The organism is Micromonospora sp. NPDC049523 (assembly GCF_040676775.1).
GTDB lineage: Bacteria > Actinomycetota > Actinomycetes > Mycobacteriales > Micromonosporaceae > Micromonospora_G.
Window position 1 is genome coordinate 14,737 of record NZ_JBFAPP010000002.1, and the last position, 25,224, is coordinate 39,960.

The window sequence follows — 25,224 nt, forward strand, 5'->3', positions numbered from 1 at the left end:
CGCAGTCCACTGACAGTGAGCTGCACCGAGGAGAGCGACCCCCGATGGCGTATCCCAAGCACGCTTCCGACGGCACGGGCGTACCGGCGAGCCCCGACCTGCCCGCGGTCGAGCGCCGCGTGCTGGAGCACTGGACCGCCGACAAGACGTTCGAGGCGAGCGTCGAACAGCGGCCCGCCGGCAACGACGGCGCCAACGAGTACGTCTTCTACGACGGTCCGCCGTTCGCCAACGGCCTGCCGCACTACGGCCACCTCTTCACCGGCTACGTCAAGGACGTGGTGCCGCGCTACCAGACCATGCGCGGCCGGCGGGTCGAGCGGCGGTTCGGCTGGGACACCCACGGCCTGCCGGCCGAGGTGGTCGCCGAACGGCAACTCGGCATCACCACCAAGGCCGAGATCCTCGACCTCGGCGTGGCGAAGTTCAACGACGTCTGCCGTACGTCGGTGCTGCAGTACACCCAGGACTGGGAGCGGTACGTCAACCGGCAGGCACGCTGGGTCGACTTCGGCAACGACTACAAGACCCTCGACCTGGACTACATGGAAAGCGTCATGTGGGCCTTCCAGACCCTGCACAAAAAGGGCCTGATCTACGAGGGTTTCCGGGTGCTGGCGTACTGCATGCGCTGCGAGACGCCGCTGTCGAACACCGAGACCCGGATGGACGACGTCTACCGGGAGCGGCACGACCCGACGCTGACCGTCTGGTTCCAGCTCGACCCGACCGCCGACGGCCAGCCCGGCGAGAAGATCGGCGTCTGGACCACCACCCCGTGGACCCTGCCGTCGAACCTGGCGCTCGCCGTCGGCCCGGACATCGAGTACGCCGTACTCGAGCGCGACGGGCAGCGGTACATCGTCGGCGCCGCGCGCGTCGGCGCGTACGCCAAGGAGTTGGAGGGGTACACCCAGGTCGGCACGGTGTACGGCCGTGACCTGGTCGGGCGCCGCTACACCCCGCTGTACGACTTCCTGGTCGAGCCCGCCGGACCGAACGCGTTCCAGGTGCTCGGGGCGGAGTTCGTCACCACCGAGGACGGCACCGGCGTGGTCCACCTCGCCCCGGCGTTCGGCGAGGACGACCAGAACGCCTGCAACGCCGCCGGCATCCCGACCATCGTCACGGTGGACGACCACGCCCGGTTCACCGCGCTCGTGCCGACGTACCAGGGCGAGCAGGTCTTCGACGTCAACAAGCCGGTGATCCGGGAGCTGAAGGACCGGGGGGTGGTGCTGCGGCAGGACACGTACACCCACTCGTACCCGCACTGCTGGCGCTGCGACACCCCGCTGATCTACAAGGCGGTGTCGTCCTGGTTCGTGGAGGTGACCCGCTTCCGGGACCGGATGGTCGAGCTGAACCAGGAGATCAACTGGACGCCGGGGCACGTCAAGGACGGCTCGTTCGGCAAGTGGCTGGCGAACGCCCGCGACTGGTCGATCAGCCGTAACCGGTTCTGGGGATCGCCGATCCCGGTCTGGAAGTCCGACGACCCGAACTACCCCCGGGTAGACGTCTACGGCTCGCTGGACGAGATCGAGCGGGACTTCGGCGTACGGATCACCGACCTGCACCGGCCGGTGGTCGACGACCTGGTCCGGCCGAACCCGGACGACCCGACCGGGCGCTCGACGATGCGCCGGGTGCCGGAGGTGCTGGACTGCTGGTTCGAGTCCGGGTCGATGCCGTTCGCCCAGGTGCACTACCCGTTCGAGAACCGGGACTGGTTCGAGGACCACTACCCGGGCGACTTCATCGTCGAGTACATCGGCCAGACCCGCGGCTGGTTCTACACCATGCACGTACTGGCCACGGCGTTGTTCGACCGGCCGGCGTTCCGTAACTGCCTGGCGCACGGCATCCTGCAGGGCGCCGACGGGCGCAAGATGTCCAAGAGCCTGAACAACTACCCGGACGTCTACGGTGTCTTCGACTCGTACGGGTCCGACGCGATGCGCTGGATGCTGATGTCCTCGCCGGTGCTGCGTGGCGGTGACATGCCGGTGACCGAGGTCGGGATCCGCGACGCCGTACGTCAGGTGCTGCTGCCGCTCTGGAACGTCTGGTACTTCTTCTCCCTCTACGCCAACGCCGACGGGTACGAGGCGTGGCGGGTCGCGCCGGAATCGGCGGGCACCGGAGGCGGCGGGCTGCTGGACCGGTACGTGCTGGCCAAGACCGGCGAACTGGTCAGCACGGTGCAGACCCAGCTCGACGAGTACGACATCTCGGGCGCCTGCGCCACGGTCCGCTCGTTCCTCGACGCGCTCACCAACTGGTACGTCCGCCGTTCCCGCGACCGCTTCTGGTCCGGCGACCGGCAGGCGTTCGACACCCTCTACACCGTGCTGGAGACGCTGTGCCGGGTGGTCGCGCCGCTGGCGCCGCTGACCGCGGAGGAGATCTGGCGCGGGTTGACCGGTGAACGCTCGGTGCACCTGACCGACTGGCCGGACGCGGCCGAGTTCCCGGCCGACCACGAGCTGGTCAGCGCGATGGACAACGCCCGTACGGTCTGCTCGGTGGCGCTGTCGCTGCGCAAGGCGAAGGGGCTGCGGGTCCGCCTGCCGCTGTCGTCGCTCACCGTGGCCAGTTCGAACGCGAACGCGCTGGAGCCGTTCGCCGACCTGATCGCCGACGAGGTCAACGTCAAGACGGTGCTGTTCACGACCGAACTGGCCGGCTACTGCGAGCAGGTCCTGACGGTGGTGCCCCGGGCACTCGGGCCGCGCATCGGCGGTCAGGTGCAGACGGTGATCAAGGCGGTCAAGGCCGGCGACTGGTCGCTGGTCGACGGCGCCCCGGTCGCCGCCGGGGTCGCCCTTCAAGAAGGCGAGTACGAACTGCGCCTGGTCGCCGCCGACGTCGAGCACTCGGCCCCGTTGCCAGGCGGCGAGGGGGTGGTGGTGCTGGACACCACGGTCACCGCCGAACTCGCCGCCGAGGGGCTGGCCCGTGACGTCGTACGGGTGGTGCAGCAGGCCCGCCGCGCGGCCGACCTGGACGTGTCGGACCGGATCGGGGTGGCGCTGTCGGCGTCGCCGGAGGTGGCGGCGGCGGTCGAGGCGTACCACGACTTCGTCGCGGCGGAGGTGCTCGCCGACCTGATCGCGGTCAACGCGACCACCGGCGACCTGCCGGGCGCCTTCACCGGCGAGGTCGGCGAGGGCGAAGCGGTGGCCGTGACCGTCGAACGCGCCTGAGCGGAGGAGGGGCCCCTTGCTATCGCTTTCGGGTAGGAAGGGGCCCCTCCTGATCACCGTGCGGCGGCGCTCGACGCTGGGCGAGGCGTCGATGGCGGTGCTCGGAAGGGGGTTGGCCGGCGGGCGGTGAGATGGAACGCTGGCGATGCTGAAGTCGGAGCGACTCTGGCCTACCATCGGTGCGGCGGCGAGGGCCGTCGCGACCGGTGGGCCCGGCGCTGACCAGGGGAGGCCGCGTGCCGCTGCTCTACACCGTCGGCAAAGTCACCGTCGGTACCGCGATGAACCTGGTCTGGCGGCCGACGGTCGAGGGGCTGGAGAACGTACCGACCAGCGGCGGCGCGATCATCGCGGGCAACCACCTCTCGGTTGCCGACGAACTCTTCCTCGGTTCGGTGGTGCCCCGGCACATCTCTTTCTGGGCCAAGGCGGAGTATTTCACCGGGACCGGGTTCCGGGGCTGGCTGAGCCGCTCGGTGATCGGCGGGCTGGGCGCGATCCGGGTCGAACGCGGTGGCGGGCGGGCCGCCCTGTCGGCCTTCGACGGCGCGATCCCGGTGCTGCGCAGCGGTGAGCTGGTGGCGATCTATCCCGAGGGCACCAGGTCACCCGACGGACGCCTCTACCGGGGGCGTACCGGCACGGCCCGGCTGGCGATGGCGGCCGGGGTGCCGATCATCCCGGTCGGCATGATCGGCACCGACCGGGTCCAGCCGATCGGTGTACGGGTGCCGAGGCCCAACGTGCGCGGTGTGGTGGTGCGTTTCGGCAAGCCGATCGACGTGAGCGGGCGGCAGGACGACCGCACCTCGCTGCGGGAGGTCACCGACGAGCTGATGGCCGAGATCCAGCGGCTCACCGGCCAGGAGTACGTGCCGCGTTACGCACCGGCCCGGGTGAGCCCCACCTCCGACCCCACCGACGGCTGACTGCGGCCGGTGCCGACCCGGCTCCGGGTCACGGTGCCGTCGACCCGCGTCGCTTCTCCTGTTCCCGGATCGCGGGTAGGTCGTCGAGCCGGTCGAGTTGACGCAGGCTGCGAGCCATCCGGGGATTGCCGGGCAGGCGCTCGCGGAAGCGGTCGAGGAAGACCCAGTGTCCGGCGGTGTACGGGCAGGCGTGCTCGCCGAGCTGCTGCTTCGGGTCGTACCGGCAGCCGCCGCAGTAGTCGCTCATCTTGTTGACGTACGCCCCGCCGGCCGCGTACGGCTTGGTGCTCACCTGGCCGAGGTCGGCGTACTGGTTCATGCCGAGGACGTTGGCCGTGAGCACCCACTCGTGGCCGTCGACGAACGACCGCTGGAACCAGTCGACCAGCTCCGACGGGCGCCAGCCGCGCTGCAACCCGTAGTTGGCGAGCACCATGAGCCGGGGTACGTGGTGGACCCAGCCGCGGTCGCGTACCCCGGCGAGGACGTCGGCGAGGCAGCGCGCCTGCACCGCGTCGGCGTCGAGGTCGGCGAACCAGGCGGGCACCGACCTGCGGGCGCCGAGCCGGTCGCCGCCTCGGTGACCGGCGTCGAAGTACCAGTAGAGGTGCCAGACGAAGTCCCGCCAGCCGAGGAGCTGCCGAACGAATCCCTCCACACTGGACAGTGGGGCGTGCTGCTCCCGGTAGGCCTGTTCGGCGCCCCGGATCGCCTCCATCGGGTCGAGCAGGCCGAGGTTGAACGACGGGGAGAGCAGGCTGTGCGCCATGAACGGGTCGGTGCTGAGCATCGCGTTCTCGTACGGCCCGAACTTCGGTAGCCGATGGTGCAGGAAGTGCCGCAGCCGGGCGGTCGCCTCGGCGCGGGTGGCGGGGAACAGCCGGGGCCCGTCGCGGCCGACGAACCTGATGCCCTCGGCCGCCCACCGGTCCAGGTCGTACCGGACCTCGGCGTCGATGTCGTCCTCCTGCGGCAGCGGCGGCAGGGGTACGTCGAGGCCTTCGGAGTCCTTCGGCGGCGGCTGCCGGTTGTCGGCGTCGAGGCTCCACCGGCCGCCGACCGGTTCGTCGCCGTCGAGCAGCACCCGGTGCTGGCGTCGGGCGTGGCGGTAGAAGTCGTCCAGCCGCATCGCACCGCGCCGGTCGTCGGCCCAGGCGGTGAAGTCGGCTGTGCTGGTGACAAAACCGCGTGGCGGCAGCACGGTCACCCGCTCCAGCGACCGCACCAGGTCACGGGCTCGACGTGAGGTCGGCTGGCAGACCTCGATCGGTCCGGGAACCTGCCGCAGGCCATCCCGGTACGTCTCCGCCCGTACATACGTTGCCTGGTCGCCAAGCTCGGCGGCGCGGTGCCGGAGCGCGGACAGGATCAGGTGGGCCTTCTGCCGGTGGAACGCGCGGCGGCGGAACACCGCTTTCGACTCGATCAGGAGTAGTTGCTGGTCGTGGTCGTCGAGGAAGTGCGGCCCGAGTTGGTCTGCGAAGATCCAGCGCCGCGACATAGCCCGATTCTGCACGGCCAGGCTGGGATCAACCGTAGCCCGCCCGTGGATCGACTGTGTCACCGGTCACATGAAGTATGGTCATTCGTGGCGGATGATCTCGGTCCGCAGCCGGGTCAGCAGGTCCGCACTGTCCTGTACCGACAGCTGGGTGAACAGGACCGTGCCGAGGCTGCCGTGGTCGGCCCAGGAGCAGACCACCACGTCACTGCGTCCGGCCTGGCCGACGCCGCAGCGCTGGAACTCGCCCCGTACCCCGGTGTCGATCGCCTGGACGTCGCTCAGCGCGTACTCGTTGCCGAGCTGTGCCATCGCGGCGTCGAGATCCTGTTCCGGGTTCCACCGGAAGCCGGTGCTGCCGAAGATGGTGACCACCTTCTGGTTCGGGTCGGTGTAGACCCCGGCGAAGGTGTCGCCGAACAGGTCACTCGTGGCCATCTGCTCCTTGAGTTGGGTGGTGAGCTGTTCGCTCGCCCGGTCCTCCCGTTTGTGCAGGTCGAACACCTCGGCCGGCAGGGTGGCGGTGACCGGGTACTGCTCCCACATCGGCTTGGCGTACCAGCCCGGCACGCCGCAGCAGCAGGCGACGCCGAGCAGCGAGAGCACCAACATCACCCTCGGCCAGCGCCGCCGACGCCGGCCGGTCACCGCCACGTACCCGGGAGGAGCGCGCCATCCGGGCGGCGGCGCGGAGGTGGGACCGTTACCGGGTGGCGGGTCGTCACGGCGACCACGCCGGGACTTCGCCGGCACCTTCGCCACCGGCGCGGGCGCCGGGGCCGCCGGCCGCCCCGGCCGGGCCGGTGGCGGGGGAACGGCGGCCGGCGGGGCCGGCGCCGGGCCCGCCGAGAACGGCCGGGTCTGCGGGTACGGCCGCACCGGCGGATGCGGCGAAACCGGCGGGTACGCCTGCGCTGGCGAAACCGGCCGGTACGGCTCGGCCGGTGCGACCGGCGGGTACGCCGGCCCCGGCGGCATCGGCTGGTACGGCTCGGCCGGCGAGGTCGGCCGGTACGGATCCGCGGGCGAGACCGGATGGTACGGCTCGGCCGGCGAGATCGACGCCACGTGCGCGGCCCACGGCTCGGGATCCGCCGCGGCCCAGGGGTCGACCGGGGTGTCCCGGTCCGGGACCTCCTGACCGTGGTGGCTGTGACCGTGGCCGCCCCGGTCGTGATGGCCCTGACCGGGGTGGCCCTGGCCCGGATGGCTCTGGCCCGGATGGCCCTGACCGGGGTGGCCCTGGCCCGGATGGCCCTGGTCGTGCTTGTCGGGTTCGACGGCCGGTAGCCGCAGGGTCGGATTGCGGGGGGCCGGCACGCCACGGCTGCCGCCGCCCAGGGAACGGCGCTTCTTCGGCGCGGGTGGAGGCACTGCCGCCGATCCGGTCCAGCGCGGCGGCGCCGGCTCGGTCGCCGGCTCGTCCACCCGGTCCGCCGAACCGTCTCCGGTCTGCGGCGTCTCCGCCCTGGTCGCAGGCTCGTCCGTAGCGGCTGCCGTGGTCTCCTGGATCTTCGTCGGAGGCGTGTCCCGCGAGGCTTGCGGCGACTCCGCCTTTGTCGGCGACTCCGCCTTTGTCGGCGGCTCGGCCGTGACGGCGTCGGCTGCTGCCGTACCGGTCGGGCGGGCGTCCGGGCCGGCCACCTGCTTCTCCGCCCCGCTGGGCGGGTCGGCTGCCCCGGTCGGGCCTTCGTCCGTGCTCTCGGGTGCCGCCGTGGGGGAGGTCGGTGGCTCCGGGTCCGCGATGGCGGTCGGCTCGGTGGGCCGCCGCTCCGGTGTCGGGGCGGGGGCCGATGGCTCGGACGGTCGGGACTGGCCTGCCGGTGGGGTGACTTCCGGCTGTGGCTCCGGCATCGGGTTGTGCTCCTCTCGCGCGCCCGTACGAGGGTAGTAGCGGCGGGCCACTGCGGCATCGACGGCCACACGGGCATCAACTTCCACGCCCCGGCGACGTACGCGGCCGGTCGGGCATATGGCGACCGGTCTGCCGGGCGCGCCGCGTACCCTTGGCGGTCATGAGCGTCCCGACGACCACGACCGGCCACAGCAACAGCATCTGGCCGCAGCTCGAGCCACTGTTGCCCCAGGTGAGCAAGCCGATCCAGTACGTGGGCGGCGAGCTGGGAGCAGTGGTCAAGGAGTGGGACTCGGCGACCGTACGTTGGGCGCTGATGTATCCGGACGCGTACGAGGTGGGCCTGCCCAACCAGGGCGTACAGATCCTCTACGAGGTGCTCAACGAGCAGCCCGACGTGCTCGCCGAGCGGACGTACGCGGTGTGGCCGGACCTTGAGGCGCTGATGCGCGAGCACCGGGTGCCGCAGTTCACCGTCGAGGCGCACCGGCCGGTCGGCACCTTCGACCTGTTCGGCATCTCGTTCAGCACCGAGCTGGGATACACCAACCTGCTCACCGCGATCGACCTGGCCGGCATGCCGATGCTCGCCGCCGACCGGACCGACGCCGACCCGGTGATCGTGGCCGGTGGGCACGCCGCGTTCAACCCGGAGCCGATCGCCGACTTCATCGACGCGGCGGTGCTCGGCGACGGCGAGGAAGCCGTACTCGAGATCACCGCGATCGTGCGGCAGTGGAAGAACGAGGGATCTCCGGGCGGGCGCGACGAGCTGCTGCTGCGGCTGGCCCGGACCGAGAGCGTCTACGTGCCCAAGTTCTACGACGTCGACTACCTGCCCGACGGCCGGATCCAGCGGGTCGTGCCGAACCGGGCGGACGTGCCGTTCCGGGTGCACAAGCGCACGACGATGGACCTCGACGCGTGGCCGTACCCGAAGAAGCCCCTGGTCCCGCTCGCCGAAACGGTGCACGAGCGGTACGCGGTGGAGATCTTCCGGGGTTGCACCCGGGGTTGCCGGTTCTGCCAGGCCGGCATGATCACCCGTCCGGTACGCGAGCGGTCGATCACCACCGTCGGGCAGATGGTCCGCGACGGGCTGGAGTTCTCCGGCTTCTCCGAGGTGGGCCTGCTCTCGCTCTCCTCGGCCGACCACTCCGAGATCGGCGACATGTGCTCCGGCCTGGCCGAGCAGTACGCCGGCAGCAACGTATCCCTCTCGCTGCCCTCCACCCGGGTCGACGCGTTCAACATCGACCTGGCCCAGGAGCTGTCCCGCAACGGTCGCCGCACCGGGTTGACCTTCGCACCGGAGGGCGGCTCGGAGCGGATCCGCAAGGTGATCAACAAGATGGTGTCGGAGGAAGACCTCATCCGCACCGTGGTCACCGCGTACACCAACGGTTGGCGGCAGGTGAAGCTCTACTTCATGTGCGGGCTACCCACCGAAACCGACGAGGACGTACTCCAGATCGCCCGGCTCGCGCACGAGGTGATCAAGGCCGGGCGGGCGGCGACGGGGTCGAAGGACATCCGGTGCACCGTCTCCATCGGCGGCTTCGTACCCAAGCCGCACACCCCGTTCCAGTGGGCGAAGATGGAGACGCCGGAGGTCATCGACAACCGCCTGCGGCTGCTCAAGCAGGCGATCAACTCCGACCGGTCGCTGGGCCGGGCGATCGGCTACCGCTACCACGACGGCGAGCCGTCGCTGATCGAAGGGCTGCTCTCCCGCGGTGACCGCCGGGTCGGTGCGGTGATCCGCCGGGTCTGGGAGGGCGGCGGAAGGTTCGACGGCTGGAGCGAGCACTTCTCCTACCAGCGCTGGGTGACCGCCGCCGCCGAGGTGCTGCCGGCCTTCGGTGTCGACCTCGACTGGTACACCACCCGACAGCGCGAGGAGCTGGAGGTGCTGCCCTGGGACCACCTCGACTCCGGCCTGGACAAGGACTGGCTCTGGCAGGACTGGCAGGACTCGATGTCCGAGTTCGAGCAGGACGACTGCCGGTGGACCCCGTGTTTCGACTGCGGTGTCTGTCCCTCGATGGACACCCAGATCCAGATCGGGCCGACCGGCAAGAAACTGCTGCCGCTCACCCCGGTCAACTCCGGACTGCGAGCGCCGGCCGGCGCCTGACCAGGCCGCCGCCGGCCGCCGCAGGCCGTACCCATCCGAGCCGGACGGGCCACGCCCGCTCGGCCGCCACACCGAGGAGCACCACGATCAGCAAGAAAAACCAGCCAGAGGGTGGTCAGGCGCCGGTCGTACAGCGGATCCGGATCAGGTACGCCAAGCGCGGGCCGCTCCGGTTCACCTCGCACCGCGACTTCGCCCGCGCGTTCGAGCGGGCGCTGCGCCGTGCCGGCGTACCGGTGGCCTTCTCCCAGGGCTTCACCCCACACCCCAAGATCTCGTACGCCAGCGCGGCACCCACCGGTACCGCGAGCGAGGCGGAGTACCTGGAGGTCGGGCTGCAGGCGGAGGTCGACCCGGAGGCACTGCGGCTCGCCCTGGACGCCTCCCTGTCGCCCGGACTCGACGTGCTGGAGGTGGTGGTCGCGCACGGCGGGAGCCTGGCCGACCGGATCGACGCCTCGCACTGGCGGATCGAGTTGCCGGGGATCGAGTCCGACGTGGCACGGCAGGCGGTGGAGAAGTTCCGGGCCTCGTCCGAGGTACTGGTCGAGCGGCTGACCAAGCAGGGCCGGCGTACGTTCGACGCCCGGGAGGCAGTCAACAGGCTCGATGTGATCGACCAGACTGGGGCACCTTCCGAGGTCGCGGGCGTACCGTGTGCGATACTCGACCTAGTCATACGGCAGGTCACTCCGTCCGTACGACCCGATGACGTCCTTTCCGGCCTCCGCGTGGTGGCCGACCTGGAGCCGCCGGTGCCGCCAAGGGCTACCCGGCTGGCGCAGGGCACGTTGACCGCGCACGGGGCGATCGCGGATCCGTTGGAGGCGGACCGCGACGGGGCAACCATCGGTGAACGCTAGTCGATTCCGGCCAGCGCTCAAGTGTTAGCCAGACTTCGGTAGTCGTGCACCTGGACGCGCTGCCGGAAACACCTTTGCGGCAACCCTGCGTGGCAGCGCTCACCCGCGCCCGGGGCGGCCAGAACTGGAGAACGTCCAATGCTCGACAACGAGCCCGAGGGCGGCGAACGGACCGGCTCCCAGCCGGCCGGTGACCCCGCCGAGACCACCGACACCACGCCCGTGCGGCGCACCCGTACCACCAGGCGGCGTACGCCGTCGGCCACCGCCGAGTCGACCGAGGGCGGCGCTCCGGTCGAGGCACCGGGCGAGGCCCGTACGGGTTCCGACGAGGCACCCCAGGCCGAGGTGTTCGCCCCGGTCGCCGGAGACACCGAGCCGGCGCCGAAAGTCACCCGGCGGCGCCGAAAGGCCACCACCGCCGACAAGCGGGACGAACCGCCCGCGGTTGCCGGTGAACTCGGCACGGGTGGCGAGGCCGACCCCGAACTGACCGCCTCTGGCGGAGACTCCACCCAGCTCACGGGCACTGCGCCGGTCGCCGACCCAGGGTCGAGCGAACAGCCCGAGCCCACCCCGCCGGTCAAGGTCACCCGTACCCGGCGGCGCAAGGCCGTACCGGCGGCGGCCGAGGCCGAGCCCGAGAACACCCCCGTCGAGCCTGCGGCGACCGCGGTGACGCCGCCGGTCGCGCCGGCCGCGCCCGAGCCGGCCGCCCCCTCCGCCGACGCGGAGCAGGTGTCGCCGGGTGTCGCCGTACCGCCGACGGCCGCGACCGCGCCGAGCGGCCCCGACCTCGCCGAGCCGGCCGAGGAGGAGGTGCCGCGCACCCGTCGCCGTCGCGCCGCCCTCTCCGCGCCCACCGTGCTGTTCATGGCTCCCGAACCGGAGATCCCGCCGGCCCGGCCGACCACCCCGCCGCCGGCGGTGCTGATCGAGCCGGTCGTCGCAGCCACCGACAACGAGATCATGGCCGAGGAGGTCGAGGCCGAGCCGGTCGAGACCTCCCGCCGCAGGCGGCGTGGCCGCCGTACCGGCGAGCCGGCCGAGCAGGTGGTCGACCTGGTCGAGCCGGTCACCGACGCCGCGACCGACGGCGAGTCGGAACCGGTGGACCTGGACGAGGACGAAGACGACGAGGACGACGAGGCCGGTGGCCGCCGTCGTCGCCGTCGCGGACGTCGGGGCCGGGGTCGGGGCAAGGGCCCGACCGACGAACTCGAAGACGAGGAAGCCGAGGAACCGGCGCAGGCCGACGCCGAGGCCGAGGCGGAAGACGACGAGGAAGACGACACCGACGGGGGCGACGGGCTGACCCGCCGTCGCCGTCGTCGCCGCCGCAAGGGCGCCGGGGACAGCCCCGAGGGCGGTACGGGCGCCGAAGACGGCGTACACACCGTGGTCAAGATCCGTGAGCCGCGCCGGACCTCCGACGAGGTGCAGGGCGTTTCCGGGTCCACCCGGCTGGAGGCGAAGCGGCAGCGCCGGCGGGACGGGCGCGAGCAGCGCCGTACCCGGCCGCCGATCCTGAGCGAGTCGGAGTTCCTGGCCCGCCGCGAGGCGGTCGACCGGGTGATGGTGGTCCGCCAGCGCGGCGACCGTACGCAGATCGCCGTGCTCGAGGACGGGGTGCTGGTCGAGCACTACGTCACCCGCGCCACCTCCGGCACCATGGCCGGCAACGTCTACCTGGGTAAGGTGCAGAACGTCCTGCCGAGCATGGAGGCGGCGTTCGTCGACGTCGGGCGCGGCCGCAACGCCGTGCTGTACGCCGGTGAGGTCAACTGGGACATGAGCGGCCTGGAGGGACGGGCCCGCTCGATCGAGCACGCGCTGCGCTCCGGCGACGCGGTGCTGGTCCAGGTGACCAAGGATCCGATCGGGCACAAGGGCGCGAGGCTGACCAGCCACATCGCCCTCTCCGGCCGGCACCTGGTCTACGTACCGAACGGCAACGCCTCCGGGATCAGCCGGAAGCTGCCGGACAACGAGCGCAAGCGGTTGCGCGACGTACTCAAGAAGCTGGTCCCGGACGGCGCGGGCGTGATCGTCCGGACCGCCGCCGAGGGTGCCAGCGAGGACGAACTCGCCCGCGACGTCAAGCGGCTGCAGGCGCAGTGGGAGGACATCCAGGCGCGGGCCGCCGAGGGTGGCGCCCCGGCGCTGCTCTACGAGGAGCCCGACCTGGTCATCCGGGTGGTCCGGGACCTGTTCAACGAGGACTTCCGCGAGCTGGTCGTGCAGGGCGACGAGTCGTACGCAATGGTCGAGTCGTACCTGGCGCACGTCTCGCCGGACCTGGTGGCCCGGTTGCACCGGCACACCGGTACGGGCGACGTGTTCGTGGAGCGGCGGATCGACGAGCAGATCCTCAAGGGCCTGGACCGCAAGGTCTACCTGCCCTCCGGTGGTCACCTGGTGATCGACCGGACCGAGGCGATGACCGTCGTCGACGTCAACACCGGCAAGTACACCGGTGCCGGCGGCAACCTCGAGGAGACGGTCACCCGCAACAACCTGGAGGCGGCCGAGGAGATCGTCCGCCAGCTCCGGTTGCGCGACCTCGGTGGCATCGTCGTGATCGACTTCATCGACATGGTCCTGGAGTCCAACCGTGAGCTGGTGCTGCGCCGGCTCACCGAGTGCCTCGGCCGGGACCGGACCAAGCACCAGGTCACCGAGATCACCTCGCTGGGTCTGGTGCAGATGACCCGCAAGCGGATCGGTGCCGGGCTGCTGGAGGCGTTCAGCGAGACCTGTGACTGCTGCAAGGGCCGCGGGGTGATCATCCACACCGAGCCGGTGCCGGAGAAGCGTCCCCCGGCCGGCACGAACGGTGGCGGCGACCGGGTGAAGGCGGTGGCGTCGGCGACCGTACCGAGCAGCACCGCCGCGCCGGCCGCCACGGCGACCGAGGCACCGGCGGTCAGCCGGCGTACCCGGGCCCGCAAGAGCGCGGCGCCGGAGCGGGTCGCGGTCGAGATCGCCGACTCCGACGAGATCGACACCATGGGGTACGACCTGTCGCGTTACGAGGTCGACACGACCGAGGCGCCGGACGACACCGACACCCAGCCGACCGGGTCTGCCCGGCTGGCCGGGGCCGACGACCCGGACGCGTTGGGCGACAGCGGCGAACTCGACGAGGACGGCGAGCCGACCGAGGGCGGTGTCGGTGGCCGGCGGCGTTCGCGTCGCGGTGGCACGCGGCGGCGTACCCGCCCCTGATCCGTACCCGAGCGCGCCGTACCTGATCGATCTTGTGCTCCGCACCGGTTGCGTACGACGCGCCGGTGCGGTGCACTAGGGGCCGAGCGCTGAGAAGGCCCCTTCCAGGCCAAAATGCGACTGGAAGGGGCCTTTTACCATCCGCACCCCTCGCGAGGAGACACAGATGCGACGCCCGCTGCCGGCCGCCGTCATCACCACCGCCGTACTCACCGCCGTCCTGCTGATCGGCTCCGGCTGTGCCGCCGAGCGTCCCAAGACGGAGGGGCAGGCCCCGTCGGGTACGGCCGCTCCGACCGTCTCGGGTTCCCCCGCGCCCGACGCCAGCGGAATGCCCCCGGCCCGTTCGAGCGAGGCACCCGGCGGTGCCACCGGTGGCGCCGGCGCCCCGGCGAATCCGCCGCCGCCGGTGGTCGCCCCGGCCGGGGGTAACGCCAAGGAGGTCTGTGCGGCGGCACTGAAGACCAACACCGACCTGGGTACGGCGTTTATCACCGAGATGGTGACCGTGATGCAGGCGACCAGTGACGGTGACAACGCCGCCGCGACAGCGGCCCGGGGCCGGGCGGAGAAGGGGCTGGCCGAGTGGACCACGGCGCTGCGCGGGCACGCCGCCAAGGCCACCGACGCCACCCTGAAGAGCACCCTCGGCGAGCTGGCGACGCAGGTCAGTACCATGAAGCCCGAGGCGAACTCGATCGACGACATCAAGCTCGAGTCGCTGAACGAGCGCATCTCCCAGCTCTGCGGGAGCTGAGCCGCCGGGCCCGGTTTGGGCGCCCGACCGCCCATGGCGTACGCTAGCCTGCGGCGCACCTTTGGCGCCAAGCTCTCGCGTGCCCGCCCCCGCATTCGTGCGGCCGAGGTGAGCAGCCGCGAACAGCATCCCAACAGCCTCAACGACAGGGAGTCCGCCTCCGATGTACGCGATCGTCAAGACCGGCGGCAAGCAGTACAAGGTCGCCGAGGGCGACGTGATCGAGGTCGAGAAGCTCGTCGGTGAGCCTGGCGACGCGGTGACGCTCTCCGCGGTGCTTCTCGTCGACGGCACCGACCTGGTGACCGACGCGGCCAAGCTCGCCAAGGTCGCGGTTTCCGGCGAGATCGCCGCCCACACCAAGGGCCCGAAGATCCGGATCCACAAGTTCAAGAACAAGACCGGTTACCACAAGCGTCAGGGGCACCGTCAGCCGCTGACCCAGGTGAAGGTGACCGGCATCTCCAACGGTAAGTAAGCAGTCGGCGGCAGGGTAAGAGTCCAGCGGAAAGTTAGGTCGTCCTCAGATGGCTCACAAAAAGGGTGCGTCCAGCTCGCGCAATGGTCGCGACTCCCAGGCGCAGCGGCTCGGTGTCAAGCGGTTCGGTGGCCAGGTGGTCAGCGCCGGGACGATCCTGATCCGGCAGCGTGGCACCAAGTTCCACCCCGGCGACCTGGTCGGGCGCGGCGGCGACGACACGCTCTTCGCGCTCGCCCCGGGTGCGGTCCAGTTCGGCACCAAGCGTGGCCGCAAGGTCATCAGCATCGTGCCGGCGGCACAGTAGTTAGCTTCTCCATTCGGCGAAGCGGGCCGCGGACCTGAGTGTCCCGGCCCGCTTCGCTGTTTGCGTCACGGGCCGACTGGCACGAGGGGCAGTCGATGCCGCGTCACGGGCCGATCGGCGCGTTCCGTGGCAGGCTTGTTCAGGCGTGGTACGAGACCGGGTCGATGTCGCGGGTCGGTGGTTGTCGCGGGGATAGGCCCCGCGGAGAGGATTGGCGTCGTGATTACCTTCGTTGACCGGGTCGTCCTGCATCTGCGGGCCGGCGACGGCGGGCACGGCTGCGTATCGATCCACCGGGAGAAGTTCAAGCCGTTCGGCGGCCCGGACGGTGGCAACGGCGGCCACGGCGGCAGCGTGTCGCTGGTTGTCGACCCGCAGGTGCACACCCTGCTCGACTTCCACTTCCGGCCGCACATCAAGGCCGACAACGGCAAGGGCGGCGCCGGCTCCAACCGCGACGGCGCCAACGGCGGCGACCTGGTCCTCAAGGTGCCCGCCGGCACGGTGGTGCTGAGCACCACCGGCGAGGTGCTGGCCGACATGACCGGCGCCGGCACCACCTTCGAGGTCGCCCGTGGCGGGCGCGGCGGACGTGGCAACGCGTCGCTGGCCAATGCCCGGCGCAAGGCACCGGGTTTCGCGGAGCTGGGTGAGCCGGGCGACGAGATCGACGTCGTACTGGAGCTCAAGAGCGTCGCCGACGTCGGCCTGGTGGGTTTCCCGTCGGCCGGCAAGTCGTCGCTGATCTCGGTGATCTCGGCCGCCAAGCCGAAGATCGCCGACTACCCGTTCACCACCCTGGTGCCGAACCTCGGCGTGGTACGGGTGGAGAACCACACCTTCACCGTCGCCGACGTACCGGGTCTGATCCCGGGCGCGGCCAGCGGCAAGGGCCTCGGGCTGCAGTTCCTGCGGCACATCGAGCGCTGCTCGGTGCTGGCACACGTGGTGGACACCGCCACGCTGGAGCCGGGCCGGGACCCGCTCGCCGACATCGACGCCCTCGAGGTCGAGCTGGCCGAGTACGGCGGTCTGGCCGACAAGCCCCGGATCGTCGTACTGAACAAGGTGGACGTGCCAGACGGGCAGGACCTGGCCGACATCACCCGGGCCGACATCGAGGCCCGTGGTCTGCGGGTCTTCGAGGTGTCGGCGGCGACCCGGGTCGGGTTGCGGGAGCTGACCTTCGCGATGGCGGAGTTGGTCGAGCAGTCCCGGGCGGCGGCGCCGGTGCTCGAACCGACCCGGATCGTGCTCCGTCCGGTCGCGGTGGACGACGCCGGATTCACCATCGAGGCCACCCCGGACGGGGCGTTCGTGGTGCACGGCCCGCGCCCGGAACGCTGGGTGCGGCAGACGAACTTCGACAACGACGAGGCGGTCGGCTTCCTCGCCGACCGGCTGGCCCGACTGGGCGTCGAGGAGAAGCTCGCCAAGGCCGGTGCGGTGGCCGGCAGCCTGGTCCGGATCGGCGTACGCGAGTTCGACTGGCAGCCGACGCTCTACGCCGGTGCGGACTTCACGCCCGGTAACCGGGGCACCGACATCCGGCTGGAAACCCAGTCGTCGCGTCCGTCGGCCTCGCAGCGGTTGGCCGCTCGCAAGGCCCGGCGGGTGCGTTCCGACGAGGAGTCGCAGGCGGCCCTCGCCGCGGCGGCTGCCGCCAACCTCGACGACGCACCGGTGACCGTCGGCGGCGGGGACAACACCGCCGACTAGACGGATTCGCGCTCTATTGGCGCCACTTTCGGGAAACCTGGGCGAAATGCCGTCTGATTACCCTGAGTGGATGTTGATCGAGTCTCGTCCATGCTCCGATCCGGAACTCGTCGCCCTGCTCACCGCACAGCAGCGGGAGCTACGTGAGGCGAACCGGCCGGTCGGCGTCGGCGCGGTGGACGACTCCTTTCCCGCCCCTGACGACGTACAGCACCTGGTTGGCGTGGTCAACGGGCGTGCGGTGGCCTGCGGGGCAATCCAGTCGATCGATCCCAGCACCGCCGAGATCAGGCGGATGTACGTCCGACCGGCCCACCGCAGGCGTGGTGTGGGACGGCAGCTGCTCGCCGCGCTGGAGGAACTGGCCTTCTGGGCCGGTCACTCCGTGTTGCGGTTGGAGACCGGCACGTACCTGCCGTCGGCGTTGGCGCTCTACCGTTCGTCGGGCTACACCGAGATCCCGGTGTACGGCCGGTACGTCGGCAACCCGTACAGCGCCTGCTTCGAGAAGCGGATCTTAGTTGCGGCGTGACCGGTGTACGGGGAGCGTGATCTCCCCGTACACCGGGTTGCTGCTCTTCAGGTGAGCAGGCCGATGGCGCGTTTGGCCCGGTGCACGGTGTCGGTGGCGCCGTCGCGGGCCCGTTCGGCGCCCTCCGCCAGTACCCGCCGCACGTAACCGGGGTCGCGGGTCAGTTCGGCGTGACGCAGTTGGATCGGGCGCAGCAGCGCCTCGACCGCCTCCGCGACCGCCCGCTTGAGTTTGCTGTACGAGGTGAACTCGTCGGCCAGGTCGGCCGGGCGGGCGTCCACACAGGCGGCGAGGATCTCCAACAGGTTCGCCAGACCGGGCCGGTTCTCCGGGTCGTACGCGACGCCCCGGCCCGAGTCGGTGACCGCGCGGGTCACCTTGCGCCGGATCACCTCGGGCGGGTCGAGCAGGTAGATGGTGCCCGCGTCCGCGCTGGTGGTCTTGCCCATCTTGGCGGTCGGGTCGCTCAGCTCCATCACCCTGGTGGCAACCTCCGGGTGTACGGCGCGCGGCACGGTGAAGGTCTCGCCGTAGCGGGTGTTGAACCGGATCGCCACGTCCCGGGCGAGTTCGAGATGCTGGCTCTGGTCCTCGCCGACCGGTACCTCCTCGGCGTCGTGCAGCAGGATGTCGGCCGTCATCAGCACCGGGTACGTCAGCAGGCTCAGCCGTACGTGCTGCTGCTGGGCGGCGGACTGCTCCTTGAACTGGATCATCCGCTGGGCCTCGCCGACCCCGGTCGCGCATTCGAGCAGGAAGTGCAGTTCGGTGTGCTCCGGCAACTGGGACTGGACGTAGAGGATGGCCCGGTCCGGGTCGAGACCGGCGGCGAGCAGCATGGTCGCCTGTTCCAGGGTCCGCTCGCGTACCCGGGCCGGTTCGTGGGCCACGGTGAGCGCGTGCAGGTCGGCGAGGAAGACGATGGTTTCGGCCCGGTACTGGGCGTCGACCACCGGCCGGATCGCGCCGAGCAGGTTGCCCAGGTGCAGCGAGCCGGTGGGTTTGAGGCCGGTCAGCCGGCGTTTCGGCACGGTCCGGGTGATCGTCGGGGTCGCGGTCATCGGGGGCTCCTTCGGGAGTACGTCGCGACCTGCCCGTCCCGGGTGCGCATACGTCAACGGCCGCCCGGGTGGGGCGGCCGTGGTGCTGTCTCGGGGTGCGCGGATGCGTGGCCGCCCGTCAGGGGGCCCGCCAGCCGTTGGTTGTCATCCGCACGCGCCCAGCTTAACCCACCGGATCCGGTGCCCCGTGCGGGTGGCCGGACGGCGCATCCCCGTAACGCCGCGTCCAGGTGATCGTTTTCCGATCGTGAGGAGCTGACCGGGTCGGCGAGCATCGGAGGGATCCGTGGGCAGCCGCGCCGTCGTGGCCTGGTTGAGTCGACGTGACCCCGGCTACCGGATCATCCGCCGCGCCGTACGCCTGACGCTCATCGGCGTCCTGGTCTTCTACGGCGGCATCTACCTGCTCGACAGCACCACCATGGCGCTCTATTCGGTCTTCACCGTCTTCGCCGTCGGGGTGCTCGCCCAGTTGCCGGCCACCCCGCGGGAGCGGGCCCGGGTGCTGATCACCGCGCTTCCGGTGACCTGGGTGCTGGTCGTCGCCGGCACCCTGTTGGCCGGCAACATCTGGGCGGCGGCCGGCGGCATGGTGGTGGTCGGATTCGTGGTCGCCTTCATCGGGGTCGGCGGGCCACGCCTGGCCGGGGTGGCGGCCGGGTTGCAGCTGTTCTACATCCTGTCCTCCTTCGGCCCGTACGCGCCCGGCACGCTCGGCGAGCGGCTGGCCGGGGTGACAGTGAGCGCGTTGCTGCTGATCCTGGCCGAACTGGTGCTCTGGCCCGACCGGGTGACCCTGGTGTCCTATCCGAGGCGGCTCGCCGCGGCGGCGGACGCCGTCGCGGACTTTCTCGACGTGCTCGCCGACGCGTTGTCCGGCCGGGTCGATCCGGGGCCGGAGCCGGCTCGGCGGCAGGCCCGGGCGGGTCGGGCGGTGGACCAGTTGGCGTTCGAGGAGTTGCCGCCGACCGAACGACCGACGTCGGCAGGCCGTCGGGACCGGGCGATGCGCGACGCGGCGGTGGCGTTACGGGAGGCGTTGGACTTCGGCGACCGGCTGGCCGTCGACACGGCACTGCCGGGATCGTCCGCCCCGGTCGGTGCACCGCCGCCGCCCGGCACGCCGGGAACCCCCGACAGTGACCTGGACTGGCTGCTGCGTCAGGGGGCGGACCAGATCAGGGCGGCCGGCCGTACCCTCGTCGGCCAGGGGAAGCCGGCCGATGCCGCGGAGCCGCTGCGGCTGCACCGGCTGATCGAGGAGATCTGGGCCCGGCCGCGCGGCGAGCAGGCCCAGGAGCCGGGCCTGGCCCGGTTGTGGCTGGACGCGATCGTGCTGCGGGTGGTCGAGCAGGCGCCGATCCTGAACACCGCGGCCCGGATCGTCGCCCGGCTGCCGATCACCCGGATGAAGCCGGAGCCCGGCCAGCGGCACCATCCGTTCGAGTACGCGCACCGTCCGATGGTCGCGCTCTACTGGCAGCGGTACCGGGTGCACCTGACTCCGCGTTCGGTGCACTTCCAGGGCGCGGCGCGGATCGCCCTGGCACTGGCGACGGCTCGGGTGGTGGCCGGTTACCTGAACCTCGACCACGGCTTCTGGGTGCTGCTGGCCACGCTCACCCTGTTGCGTACGTCGGCCGCCGACACCCGTACGACGTTGCGGCCGGCGGTGATCGGCACGGTGCTCGGCGCGGCCGCCGGGGCGGGACTGTTGCTGGTCACCGACCGGCCGGAGGTCTACCGGGGGATTCTGCCGGTGGCCATGGTGCTGGCCTTCGCGGTCGGCCCGCTGCTCGGGCTGGCCTGGGGGCAGGGCTTCGTCACGCTCCTGCTCACCGCCCTGTTCGCCCAGATCGGCCCGGCGAGCCTGCGGATCGTGCAGGCCCGGTTCACGGACGTGCTGGTCGGTGCGGTGATCGGGGTGCTGGCCGGGCTGCTGCTCTGGCCGCGCGGCGGGGGTGGCGAACTGCGCCGGTCGCTGGCGAGCTACCTGGATGCGGCGGCGGCGTCGACCGAGGAGACGGTCGACGTGCTGACCGGCCGTCAACCGGACCGGGGGGAACTGGGCCGGGCGCACCGGGCGATGGTGCTCGCCGAGGCTTCGATGATCCAGTACCAGGCGGAGCAGCCGGCCCGCCGCAACGAGGGCGTGGACTGGAGCGCGGTGCTGATCGCCGGGCACGAGATGGTGCGCGGTGGGCAGGCCCGACGGGATCTGCGGCCGCCGCCGTACCCGCTGTTGACCGACGAGGTGGCGGGGCCGTTGGACGACTTCGCCCACCGGGTACGGGGCGCGTACGGGGATGTCGCGGACCAGTTGGGGCGGGGCGGGCGGGCGAACTCGGTGACGCCACCACCGGGGCCCGACGACCTGGCGGCCCGGTTGCGTACGCTGCTGCGGATCGGCGGGACCCGCGCATCGGCGCTGGACCTGGTCGACCTGGAGGTCTGGCTGATCTGCCTGACCGCGCACCTGAACCGGATCCAGACCGAGATCGACGGTACGTCCACCGAACTGCCCCTGCGCTAGCAACTCCGGCACGGGCGCGCGGACGAGGTCAGCCGTCCGGGTAGGACCGGCCGATGTTCGCCCAGATCCGGCGTACGGCCGCCCGCCGGACCGGGCCGCGCCGCAGCCTGGAGACGAGCCCGGACGGGCGGCGGAGGGGGTGCCATGGCGCAGCAGCAGACGGTCGCTTTCCTGGGCCTCGGCGGCATGGGTCGGCCGATGGCGGCGAACGCGTTGCGGGCCGGCCTGCCGACGGTGGTCTGGAACCGGACACCCGGGTCGGCGCAGGCGCTGGCCGATCTCGGCGCGCAGGTGGCCGGTAGCGCGGCCGAGGCGGCCGGCCGGGCGGCGATCGCGGTCACCATGGTGACCGACATCGTCGCGGTCACCGCCATCGTGGTCGACCAGGGAGCGCTCGCCGCGTTGCCGCCGGGGGCGATCTGGGCGCAGATGAGCACGATCGGGGTGGCCGGCACCGAGCGGCTCGCCGCGCTGGTGCAACGGGAGCGCCCGGACGTGGTGTACGTCGACGCCCCGGTGGCCGGCAGCCGCGGACCGGCCGAGGCGGGGAAGCTGTCCATCTACGCGTCCGGGCCGATCGAGGCACGGGACCGGCTGGCACCGCTGTTCGACGCCCTCGGCCAGCGGACCCTCTGGGTCGGCCCGGCCGGGCAGGGGTCCCGGCTCAAACTGGTCAACAACATGCTGCTGGCGTTCCTCGCCGAGGGGGTCTCCGAGTCGGTCGCGATGGCGCACGCGCTCGGGATCGGTACGGAGACGGTGCTGACCGCGCTGGCCGGCAACCCGATCGTGCCGCCGTGGGCGGAGGGGAAGCTGCCCCGGATGGCACGCGACGACTATTCGCCAGAGTTCCCGTTGTCCCTGGCGCTCAAGGACCTGCTGCTCGCGCTCGACGCGGTCGACCCGGCGGAGTTCACCGTCGCGGGCTGCCTCGCGGCGCAGTGGCGGCGCATCGTGGACCGCGGGTTCGGCGGCGACGACCTGACGGTGGTCGCGCGGGCGATGACACCGGGCCCCGCGTGACCGCGTCGTCCAGCAGGCTGCTTCCGTGGGCGGGCCGGCAGCCCGTCGCGGGTCATCCGGCCGGCCAACGAAATGGCCGCTCGGATGACCCGCGACAGGAGTGCTACTCCAGGTCGAACTCGCCGTCCTGGGCGCCGGCCACGAACGCGTCCCACTCGGCCTGGGTGAAGACGAGCACCGGGCCGTCGGGTTCGGCGGAGCTGCGCATGCCGATCAGATCGTCCACGAACGCGACCTCCACCGCCGCTTCGGACGTGTCGCCCTCGGCCCGCTGCCACACCGCGCGGGACAGGTCGAAGTCGCCCTTCGGGTGCTGCGCCATCGTCGGTTCCTCCACTGCGCGATCCGTCATGGGAAAGCCTTTCCACTCTTCATGTTGCAGGATATGCGGATGCCGAGCCTTACCCGGGTCGAGGCGGCCGAGCGCGCCGCGCTGCTGACCGTCGAGTCGTACCAAATTGATCTTGACCTGACCGCCGGTGACACCGGTTTCCGGTCCGTCACCACGATCCGCTTCCGGGCCACCCCCGATAGCACCACCTTCGTCGATATCAAGCCGGCCCAACTGACCAGCGTACGGCTCAACGACACGACGATCGATCCGGCGACGCTCGCCGACGACCGTCTTGTGCTGACCGGGCTGCGGAGCGAGAACACGCTCACCGTCGAGGCGGAGATGGCGTACTCGAACACCGGCGAGGGGCTGCACCGATTCGTCGACCCGGCCGACGGCGAGGCGTACCTCTACGCCATGGCATTCCTCGACGAGGGACCCCGGATCTTTGCCAGCTTCGACCAGCCCGACCTGAAGGCACCGGTGACGCTGAGCGTGACCGCACCCGAGAACTGGCTCGTCGCCGCGAACGGCGCCCCGCTGCACCCGCCGACCGGCGGCCGGTGGGAGTTCGCCCCGACCGTACCGCTGGCCACGTACTTCACCTCGCTGATCGCCGGCCCGTACCACGCCCGGTACGACGAGCACGACGGCATCCCGCTCGGCATCTTCTGCCGCCGGTCGATGGCCGAGCACCTGGACCGGGACGCCGACGAGATCTTCACCGTGACCAAGCAGTGCCTGGACCGGTTCCACGAGCTGTTCGACGTCCGCTACCCGTTCGGCAAGTACGACCAGGCGTTCGTGCCCGAGTTCAACGCAGGTGCGATGGAGAACCCCGGTCTGGTGACGATCCGGGACGACTACGTCTTCCGGTCGGCGGTCACCGACAGCGAGCGGGAACTGCGGGCCACCACCATCGCGCACGAGATGGCGCACATGTGGTTCGGTGACCTGGTCACCATGCGCTGGTGGGACGACCTGTGGCTGAACGAGTCGTTCGCGGAGTACCTGGGGACCAGGGTGACCGCCGAGGCGACCCGGTTCACCGGCGCCTGGACCACGTTCGGCCTGCGCCGCAAGGGCTGGGGGTACGCGGCCGACCAGCGCCCGTCCACCCACCCGGTCGCACCGGCCGACGTACCCGACGCGGCCGCCGGACTGCTCAACTTCGACGGCATCTCGTACGCCAAGGGCGCCTCGGTGCTGCGTCAGCTCGTCGCCTGGCTCGGCGACGAGGCGTTCCTGGCCGGGCTGAACGCGCACTTCTCCGCCCACCGGTACGGCAACGCCACCCTGGCCGACCTGCTCGGCGCGATGAGTACGGCCAGTGGCCGGGACCTGTCCGAGTGGGCCGAGCTGTGGCTGCGCCGCCCGCAGGTGAACACCCTGCGCGCCGAGGTGAGCGTGGCCGAGGACGGCACGTACACCGAGGTGGCGGTGGTGCAGACGGCCGCGCCGGAGCACCCGGTGCTGCGCCCGCACCGGATCGGGGTGGGGCGTTACGACACCGAGGACTCGGCCGACCGGCCGGTGGCGGTGCTGCGGGACCGGATCGAGGTCGACCTGGACCCGACCGTCGACAAGGGACGGACCGTGCTGACCGGGCTGACCGGTCAACCGGCCGCGGCGGTGCTGCTGCTCAACGACGGCGACCTGACGTTCGCCAAGGTGCGCCTCGACGACGCGTCGGCTGTGGCCGTACCGCAGATCCTGCCCGGTCTGACCGACTCGCTGGCCCGCGCGGTGCTCTGGACCGCCACCATCGACGCGGTGACCGACGGGGAACGGCCGGTGTCCGACCTGGTGGCGTTGATCCTCGCCGCGCTCCCCGGCGAGACCGAGGTGATCGTGGTCGAGGACGTGCTGAAACTGGCCCGTACGCTGATCGACCGCTACCTCGACCCGGAGCGCCGGCTGGCCGCCCTCGGCTACGTCACCCAGGCCTGCGACCGGCTGCTCGGCACCGCCGAGGCGGGTGGTTCGGTGCAACTCGCCGCCGCCCGTGGCGTGATCGGCGCGAGTGCCGACCCGGCCCGGCTGGCCGGCTGGCTGGCCGGTGACGACGTGCCGGACGGGCTCGCCGTCGACACCGACCTGCGCTGGTCGCTGGTCGGTCGGCTGGTGGTGCTCGGCGCGGCGGGGGAAGCGGAGATCGCCGCCGAACTGGCCGCCGACCGGAGTGCGGCCGGCGAGGAACGGGCCGCCCGGTGCCGTGCCGCGCTGCCGGACCCGGCCGCGAAGGAGCGGGCCTGGCGGATCATCGTCAGCGACACCTCGCTGTCGAACCGGTTGGTCGAGGCGAACGCGGGCGGGTTCTGGCAGCCGGAGCAGGAGGCGCTGACCGAGTCCTATCTGGAGCGGTACTTCACCGAGATGCCAGCGGCGGCGCGGCTGCGTACGGCCTGGACCGCCGACCAGGTGGCCAAGCTGGCCTTCCCCCAGTACGCCGTGCAGCCGCGGACCCGGGAGCTGGCCGCGGCGCTGCTGGAGCGCGACGACCTGACCCCGGGGCTGCGTCGGGTGGTGACCGACGCCGCCGACGACCTGCGTCGGGCGCTGCTGTCCCGGTCCGCCGGGCTGCTCTGACCGCTGCTGTCCCGGTCCGCCGGGCTGCTCTGACCGCTGCCCGGCCGCTGGCTGGCTCGCCGGCCCCCTGGCCGCTGGCTGGCTCGCCGGCCCCAGGCAGGGGGAGGATCGAGCGGGTGCGATCTGCGTCATGCCGGGGCGGTTGACCGACCGTCCCGGCATACGATCA

The 25,224-nt window shown here is 71.5% G+C and carries 17 protein-coding genes; 13 read left to right on the top strand and 4 right to left on the bottom strand.

Features of this window, described 5'->3' with window-relative positions; genetic code table 11:
• The first annotated feature begins 44 nt into the window (after positions 1–44).
• Both ileS and AB0J90_RS02595 read left to right on the top strand, forming a co-directional pair.
• On the top strand, positions 45–3,209 hold the full coding sequence (ileS, locus tag AB0J90_RS02590; protein ID WP_363591430.1) for an isoleucine--tRNA ligase: 3,165 nt from the start codon (positions 45–47) through the stop codon (positions 3,207–3,209).
• 236 nt (positions 3,210–3,445) lie between these two features.
• On the top strand, positions 3,446–4,138 hold the full coding sequence (locus AB0J90_RS02595; RefSeq protein ID WP_363591432.1) for a lysophospholipid acyltransferase family protein: 693 nt from the start codon (positions 3,446–3,448) through the stop codon (positions 4,136–4,138).
• Between the two features lie 28 nt (positions 4,139–4,166).
• On the opposite strand, the gene AB0J90_RS02600 is transcribed toward AB0J90_RS02595, so the two are convergent.
• Together AB0J90_RS02600 and AB0J90_RS02605 are read right to left on the bottom strand one after the other, a co-directional pair.
• Positions 4,167–5,639: a cryptochrome/photolyase family protein gene (locus AB0J90_RS02600; protein WP_363591434.1), complete on the bottom strand. Its 1,473-nt coding sequence runs from the start codon at positions 5,637–5,639 to the stop codon at positions 4,167–4,169.
• Between the two features lie 81 nt (positions 5,640–5,720).
• On the bottom strand, positions 5,721–7,493 hold the full coding sequence (locus AB0J90_RS02605; RefSeq protein WP_363591436.1) for a hypothetical protein: 1,773 nt from the start codon (positions 7,491–7,493) through the stop codon (positions 5,721–5,723).
• Positions 7,494–7,654: 161 nt separating this feature from the next.
• Between AB0J90_RS02605 and AB0J90_RS02610 the strand changes: the two genes are divergently transcribed.
• The 8 genes from AB0J90_RS02610 (at position 7,655) to AB0J90_RS02645 (ending at position 17,515) form a co-directional block, all read left to right on the top strand.
• A complete protein-coding gene (locus tag AB0J90_RS02610) occupies positions 7,655–9,631 on the top strand; it encodes a TIGR03960 family B12-binding radical SAM protein (protein WP_363591438.1) in 1,977 nt (658 codons plus the stop codon).
• 143 nt (positions 9,632–9,774) lie between these two features.
• Positions 9,775–10,494 carry a TIGR03936 family radical SAM-associated protein gene (locus tag AB0J90_RS02615; protein WP_363592157.1) on the top strand — a complete coding sequence of 240 codons (720 nt, stop codon included), beginning with the start codon at positions 9,775–9,777 and terminating at the stop codon, positions 10,492–10,494.
• Positions 10,495–10,632: 138 nt separating this feature from the next.
• Positions 10,633–13,722 carry an Rne/Rng family ribonuclease gene (locus tag AB0J90_RS02620; protein ID WP_363591440.1) on the top strand — a complete coding sequence of 1,030 codons (3,090 nt, stop codon included), beginning with the start codon at positions 10,633–10,635 and terminating at the stop codon, positions 13,720–13,722.
• A gap of 166 nt (positions 13,723–13,888) precedes the next feature.
• A complete protein-coding gene (locus AB0J90_RS02625) occupies positions 13,889–14,479 on the top strand; it encodes a hypothetical protein (RefSeq protein WP_363591442.1) in 591 nt (196 codons plus the stop codon).
• 163 nt (positions 14,480–14,642) lie between these two features.
• Positions 14,643–14,957 (top strand): 50S ribosomal protein L21, encoded by a 315-nt coding sequence (gene rplU / locus AB0J90_RS02630; RefSeq protein WP_326556235.1) that lies wholly within the window; start codon positions 14,643–14,645, stop codon positions 14,955–14,957.
• 49 nt (positions 14,958–15,006) lie between these two features.
• A complete protein-coding gene (gene rpmA / locus AB0J90_RS02635) occupies positions 15,007–15,264 on the top strand; it encodes a 50S ribosomal protein L27 (RefSeq protein ID WP_326556236.1) in 258 nt (85 codons plus the stop codon).
• 219 nt (positions 15,265–15,483) lie between these two features.
• The gene (gene obgE, locus AB0J90_RS02640) at positions 15,484–16,983 is read left to right on the top strand and encodes a GTPase ObgE (protein WP_363591444.1); all 1,500 of its coding nucleotides are present in this window, start codon (positions 15,484–15,486) and stop codon (positions 16,981–16,983) included.
• A gap of 70 nt (positions 16,984–17,053) precedes the next feature.
• Positions 17,054–17,515, top strand: a complete 462-nt coding sequence (locus tag AB0J90_RS02645; protein WP_363591446.1) for a GNAT family N-acetyltransferase — start codon at positions 17,054–17,056, stop codon at positions 17,513–17,515.
• A 47-nt stretch (positions 17,516–17,562) separates the two neighbouring features.
• Here the strand turns inward: AB0J90_RS02645 and trpS are convergent, their stop codons facing one another.
• The gene (gene trpS, locus AB0J90_RS02650; RefSeq protein WP_363591447.1) at positions 17,563–18,576 is read right to left on the bottom strand and encodes a tryptophan--tRNA ligase; all 1,014 of its coding nucleotides are present in this window, start codon (positions 18,574–18,576) and stop codon (positions 17,563–17,565) included.
• A gap of 286 nt (positions 18,577–18,862) precedes the next feature.
• Here trpS and AB0J90_RS02655 point away from each other — a divergent pair, with 286 nt between their 5' ends.
• Complete coding sequence (locus AB0J90_RS02655) at positions 18,863–21,109, top strand: FUSC family protein (protein WP_363591449.1); 2,247 nt, start codon at positions 18,863–18,865, stop codon at positions 21,107–21,109.
• 144 nt (positions 21,110–21,253) lie between these two features.
• Positions 21,254–22,132 (top strand): NAD(P)-dependent oxidoreductase, encoded by an 879-nt coding sequence (locus AB0J90_RS02660; RefSeq protein WP_363591451.1) that lies wholly within the window; start codon positions 21,254–21,256, stop codon positions 22,130–22,132.
• Positions 22,133–22,235: 103 nt separating this feature from the next.
• Here AB0J90_RS02660 and AB0J90_RS02665 read toward each other — a convergent pair whose 3' ends face one another.
• The gene (locus AB0J90_RS02665) at positions 22,236–22,454 is read right to left on the bottom strand and encodes a DUF397 domain-containing protein (protein ID WP_326556242.1); all 219 of its coding nucleotides are present in this window, start codon (positions 22,452–22,454) and stop codon (positions 22,236–22,238) included.
• A 69-nt stretch (positions 22,455–22,523) separates the two neighbouring features.
• On the opposite strand from AB0J90_RS02665, the gene pepN reads away from it, so the two are divergent.
• Positions 22,524–25,055: an aminopeptidase N gene (gene pepN / locus AB0J90_RS02670; protein ID WP_363591453.1), complete on the top strand. Its 2,532-nt coding sequence runs from the start codon at positions 22,524–22,526 to the stop codon at positions 25,053–25,055.
• Positions 25,056–25,224 lie beyond the last annotated feature (169 nt).